We start from the raw sequence: 5,865 nt of genomic DNA, 5'->3' as shown, positions 1-5,865 counted from the left end.
CATAGTGACTTATCGACCACGCAAATTTATACTCACGTGGCGACTGAACGATTGAAGCAGATCCACAGTCAACACCACCCAAGAGCATAACAATGGTTAGATTCATCCATGTCTTCTTGGAAAAACGATTTTACATTAAGGTGAATTTCATGAGCGTATTACGCCGACTAACTCTGCTGACTTTACCATTTTTTGTTACCGCTTGTGGTGCAGAAGAAAGTCAGGCTCAAACGGAGACTCCTGCGCAACAAGTGGCGCCAGCTGCCCAGAGCGGCTTTGATGAAGCAGCATTAAAAACTAAGTTCTCAAAGCTTGGTTTATCTATCGTTGATATTCAACCATCAGACGTCGCTGGCTTATTGGAAATTCAAACCAATGGCGGGATCCTGTTTGCTTCAAATGATGGTAGCCATTTTATCGCCGGTACGCTTTATGCCATTAATGATGATGGCAGTTACAAAGATGTCATAGCAGAGCGTCAAGCGCCACTTAACGCCGAGAAAATTGCGCAGTTCTCCGATAGCATGATCGAATACAAAGCCGACGATGAAAAGTACGTTGTGACCGTATTCACTGATATCACCTGTGGTTACTGTGTGCGTCTGCATAGCCAAATGCAAGGCTATAATGATCTAGGTATTACAGTGCGTTACATGGCTTACCCTCGCCAAGGTGCAACTGGCCCTGTGGCAGAGCAAATGGCAACGATTTGGTGTGCTGAAGATCCGGCGTCGGCAATGCACAACGCGAAAGTGAATCGTACATTTGATAACCCTGCGAAAGACCTGAAACAGTGTAAAGAAACCATCCAGGCGCATTACAATCTAGGTCGCCAATTGGGTATTTCTGGTACGCCAGCAATCTTCTTACCGAATGGCGAAATGGTTGGTGGCTACCTACCACCTGCAGAGCTATTGAAACGTTTAAAGCAACTATAATCCATTAGGAGCAGAGTCGGCAAAGTTGTCGGCTCTTTTAAGCATGATAGAAATTCAACGACGTCCTGAACCTGATCTTTCCCTTCTTCCTGATTCCATTCCTCCGATTCTTAAACGTATCTACATCAACCGTGGGATAACGGATCTTTCACAATTAGAAACGTCGGCCCGTGGGTTGCATTCATATCAAAAACTCGGGGGGATTGAGCAAGCTGTCGATCTTTTGTTTCAGGCGATAAAAGAACAAAAACGCATCATCGTTGTCGGTGATTTTGACGCTGATGGCGCGACAAGCTCAGCATTATCAGTGCTCGCGCTGCGTATGCTTGGTAGTCACAATGTGGATTACCTAGTGCCAAATCGTTTTGAAGACGGTTATGGGTTAAGCCCAGAAGTCGTTGACCAAGCCTTAGAGCTTGGCGCTGAGATGATCATGACGGTGGATAACGGCGTCTCATCAATCGAAGGCGTGCGTTACGCAAAAGAAAGTGGCATTACCGTGCTTGTTACCGATCACCACTTGCCAGGACAAGTGTTGCCTGATGTGGATGCGATGGTGAACCCAAACCTTGAGAGCTGTAGCTTTCCATCTAAAGCGCTTGCGGGTGTGGGGGTCGCGTTTTATCTCATGATGGCACTATGCGTTCATATGCGAAAACACAATTGGTTTGCAGAACAGGGGATGCAAGAGCCCAAGTTGATGGAACTGATTGACCTTGTTGCACTGGGTACCGTCGCCGACGTCGTTCCATTGGATGAAAACAACCGCATTCTTGTACACCAAGGTTTGCAACGTATTCGTGCGGGCAAAGCGCGTCCCGGCATCCAAGCGTTAATTGAGGTCGCTAAGCGCGATGCGCGTCGTTTAGTTGCGTCCGATTTTGGCTTTGCTTTAGGTCCACGTATTAACGCAGCAGGCCGTCTTGATGATATGTCTTTCGGTGTTGAACTGCTGATGTGTAACAACATCCACGCAGCTCGTCGCATGGCAAGTGAATTGGATGGCTTGAACCAGACTCGTAAAGAGATTGAAGAAGGCATGAAGCAAGAAGCGATGGCTTTCTGTGAGCGCCTTCAGTTTGGTGAAGGCAATGAGCTTCCTTATGGCTTAGCCTTATTCCAACGTGATTGGCACCAAGGTGTGATTGGTATTTTGGCTTCGCGCATTAAAGAGAAGTTTCATCGTCCAGTCATTGCATTTGCTGATGGTGGAGAAGGGACGATTAAAGGCTCGTGTCGTTCTATTCCGGGGCTACACATGCGCGATGCGTTGGATTTCATCGACACGCAAAACCCGGGTTTGATCATCAAGTTTGGTGGACACGCCATGGCAGCAGGCTTAACGATTAAAGAGCAGGATTTTGAGCGTTTCAGTCGTTTGTTTGATGAAGTGGTAAAAAAGGAACTCGATGAAGCGGCGCTAAAAGGCGTGATCATGTCAGATGGCGAACTTAAGCCGGAAGAGTTCTCTATGCATGTTGCTGAACAGCTGCGATCGGGTGGCCCTTTTGGACAAGCTTTCCCAGAGCCAATCTTTGATGGTGAGTTTAAAGTACTGCATCAAAAGCTGGTGGGTGAGAAGCATCTTAAATTGATGTTAGAGCCGCTTTATAAAGGTCACCCTACCAATGTGATGATCGACGGTATCGCATTCAATGTTGATCTACGTCGATGGCCAGATGCATCGGTTAAAACAGTACGTCTCGCGTATAAGCTGGATGTGAATGAATTTCGTGGTAATCAATCATTGCAATTGATGATCGACCATATCGAAGCTAAGTAATACCTAGATCAACCTTTCTTATAGAGTACGGTTGCCCCTAAGTGGGCGTAAAATTTTATGACCGTGCTCTCTCTCACCGCAATCTGATTTCTCATCCGAAATTTTCCTGTATCTCGGTCACATTTTTCAGTAGAATTTCTCGGTTAAATTCTATTCTAAAATGTTGAGTAAACATGTTTGAAATCAATCCAATTAAAAACCGTCTGCAGGACGTGTCTCAGCGCACAAATGTCCTGAGGGGGTATCTTTGACTATGACGCGAAGAAAGAGCGTCTAGAAGAAGTCAACGCAGAACTTGAACAACCAGATGTATGGAACGAACCTGAGCGTGCGCAAGCACTGGGTAAAGAGCGTGCATCACTAGAAGCGGTTGTTGAAACCATTGATCAACTAGAGCAAGGTGTGGAAGATGTAGAAGGTCTTCTTGAGCTGGCTGTAGAAGAAGAAGATCAAGAAACATTTGACGAAATTGAACCAGAACTTGCTGAGTTGGAAGAGAAGCTAGAAAAGCTTGAATTCCGTCGTATGTTCTCTGGCGACCACGATAGCTCTGATTGTTACATCGATTTGCAAGCAGGCTCTGGTGGTACAGAAGCACAAGACTGGACTAACATGCTGCTGCGTATGTACCTACGTTGGGCAGAAGCGAAGGGCTTCAAAGCTGAAGTGATTGAAGTCTCTGAAGGTGAAGTCGCGGGTCTTAAGTCGGCAACAGTTCGCATCTCTGGTGAGTATGCGTACGGTTGGTTACGCACTGAAACGGGCGTTCATCGTCTTGTTCGTAAATCTCCGTTCGATTCAGGCGGTCGTCGCCATACGTCATTTGCTTCTGCGTTCATCTATCCAGAGATTGATGAAAACATCGACATCGACATTAATCCTTCCGACCTACGTATTGACGTTTACCGTGCGTCAGGCGCAGGTGGTCAGCACGTAAACACCACGGAATCTGCGGTACGTATTACGCACGTACCTACGAACACAGTGGTTCAGTGTCAGAATGACCGTTCTCAACATAAGAACAAAGATCAGGCAATGAAACAGCTTCGAGCGAAGCTATTTGAGCTTGAATTGCAAAAGCAAAATGCGGAAAAACAAGCTAATGAAGACGCTAAGTCTGACATTGGCTGGGGTAGCCAGATCCGTTCTTACGTATTGGATGACTCACGTATTAAGGACCTCCGTACGGGCATTGAAAACCGTAACACTCAAGCGGTTCTTGATGGCGATCTGGACAAATTTATTGAAGCTAGCCTGAAATCAGGTCTATAAAGCTTTTCACCGACAAAAACAGGATACATCGAAAATGACTGATGCTGTTCAAAACGAAACTGTACTAGAAGAAAATAAGCTGATTGCTGAACGCCGCGCTAAACTGGATGCAATCCGAAAGAGCTGCAAAGCGAACGGCCATCCAAACGACTTCCGTCGTGACGCACTAGCGGGCGACCTTCAGAAAGAGTTCGGTGAAAAGACGAAGGAAGAGCTAGAAGAGCTTAACCACGTAGTAGCAATCGCTGGCCGTATCATGGCTAAACGTGGTCCATTCTTGGTAATTCAAGAAACTTCTGGCCGTATCCAAGCTTACGCTGACAAAGCGGTTCAAAAAGTACTTAAAGAAAAATACCAAGGTCTAGATATCGGTGACATCATCGGTGTTAAAGGTGCACTTCATAAGTCTGGTAAGGGTGACCTATACGTGAACATGGAAGAGTACGAGTTGCTAACCAAAGCACTACGTCCACTTCCAGAAAAGTTCCACGGTCTAACTGACCAAGAGATGCGTTACCGCCAACGTTACGTTGACCTGATCGTTAACGAAGACTCTCGTCAAGCGTTTGTAGTACGTTCTAAAGTAATGTCTGCAATCCGCAACTTCATGATCTCTAAGCAGTTCATGGAAGTTGAAACGCCAATGATGCACGTTATCCCTGGCGGTGCGAGTGCGCGTCCATTTATCACGCACCACAACGCACTAGACATGCCAATGTACCTACGTATCGCGCCAGAGCTATACCTGAAGCGTCTAGTTGTTGGTGGTTTTGATCGCGTATTCGAAATCAACCGTAACTTCCGTAACGAAGGCCTTTCTCCACGCCACAACCCAGAATTCACAATGATGGAATTCTACATGGCGTACGCAGACTACAAAGATCTGATGGACCTAACTGAAGAACTACTAAGCTCAGTGGCGCAAGAAGTTCTAGGTTCAACGTCAATGCCTTACGGTGATGAAACGGTTGAGTTTGGTGGTACTTACACTCGTATGAGCATGTTCGAAGCAATCAAGCACTACAACCCAGACCACGCGCAAATCCAAGCGCTAACAGAAGAAGACCTACAAAACCGTGATCTAATGGTTTCTATCGCGAAATCTGTTCACGTTGAAGTAGAACCTTTCTGGACATGTGGTCAGCTTCTTGAAGAGATCTTTGGTGAAACAGCAGAACCTAAGCTAATGCAGCCTACGTTCATCACTGGCTACCCAGCAGATATCTCTCCACTAGCTCGTCGTAGCGATGACAACCCGTTCTTTACAGACCGCTTTGAGTTCTTTATCGGTGGCCGTGAAGTAGCGAACGGTTTCTCAGAGCTTAACGATGCGGAAGACCAAGATGCACGCTTTAAAGCACAGGTTGAAGCGAAAGAGTCTGGTGACGACGAAGCAATGTTCTACGATGCAGACTACATCACTGCTCTAGAGCACGGCCTACCGCCAACAGCAGGCCAAGGTATCGGTATCGACCGTTTGGTTATGCTACTGACTAACACGCACACTATCCGTGACGTGATCTTATTCCCTGCAATGCGCCCGCAAGCGTAATTCGATAGGATGAGTAAAAAACCACCTTCGGGTGGTTTTTTTTTGCCTTTTAGTTAAGGTAATTCAAGTTGTTGCACTTGCCTTTTAATGGGATATGCAAATAAACATTCGCCAAATCTCAATCTATTGCATAGTCTTAATACTGAGACAGACGTGAGGGGGCGGAGTCTCGATAATGTTACCCGCTCGCAAAGATAAGTTTGTGGCACAAAATTTCTATTAACAATGAAAAAGGGTTAGAGAATGGCTGGGCAGTTTAAGATGGATTCCATCCCGGGATCGCTTGTGGTAGTTGGCGGTACTTATGAGCCTTGGTTATC

At 46.3% G+C, this 5,865-nt stretch carries 4 protein-coding genes; all 4 read left to right on the top strand.

Features of this window, described 5'->3' with window-relative positions; translation table 11 throughout:
* Window positions 1–149: 149 nt before the first annotated feature.
* The 4 genes from dsbC (at window position 150) to lysS (ending at window position 5,545) form a co-directional block, all read left to right on the top strand.
* Entirely contained in the window at window positions 150–938 is a 789-nt protein-coding gene (gene dsbC, locus R7P67_RS22795; RefSeq protein WP_005381786.1) for a bifunctional protein-disulfide isomerase/oxidoreductase DsbC, read from the top strand.
* A 43-nt stretch (window positions 939–981) separates the two neighbouring features.
* Window positions 982–2,721, top strand: coding sequence for a single-stranded-DNA-specific exonuclease RecJ (gene recJ, locus R7P67_RS22790; protein WP_064353634.1), 1,740 nt, complete (start codon window positions 982–984; stop codon window positions 2,719–2,721).
* A gap of 173 nt (window positions 2,722–2,894) precedes the next feature.
* Window positions 2,895–3,993 (top strand): peptide chain release factor 2 gene (gene prfB, locus R7P67_RS22785; RefSeq protein ID WP_100068604.1). Its coding sequence is split into 2 segments (ribosomal slippage): window positions 2,895–2,969 and window positions 2,971–3,993, totalling 1,098 coding nucleotides; the frame shifts between segments, so codons are not numbered across the junction.
* A gap of 34 nt (window positions 3,994–4,027) precedes the next feature.
* On the top strand, window positions 4,028–5,545 hold the full coding sequence (lysS, locus tag R7P67_RS22780) for a lysine--tRNA ligase (protein WP_005382861.1): 1,518 nt from the start codon (window positions 4,028–4,030) through the stop codon (window positions 5,543–5,545).
* The last annotated feature ends 320 nt before the right edge of the window (window positions 5,546–5,865 follow it).

This window comes from Vibrio sp. Vb0937, assembly GCF_033338855.1.
This window is presented reverse-complemented; position numbering and strand designations above follow the sequence as displayed.

Bases quoted from the DNA above. Each gene is read 5' to 3' on its own strand.
- dsbC (WP_005381786.1), top strand. From the start codon at position 150: ATGAGCGTATTACGCCGACTAACTCTGCTGACTTTACCATTTTTTGTT.
- recJ (WP_064353634.1), top strand. From the start codon at position 982: ATGATAGAAATTCAACGACGTCCTGAACCTGATCTTTCCCTTCTTCCT.
- lysS (WP_005382861.1), top strand. From the start codon at position 4,028: ATGACTGATGCTGTTCAAAACGAAACTGTACTAGAAGAAAATAAGCTG.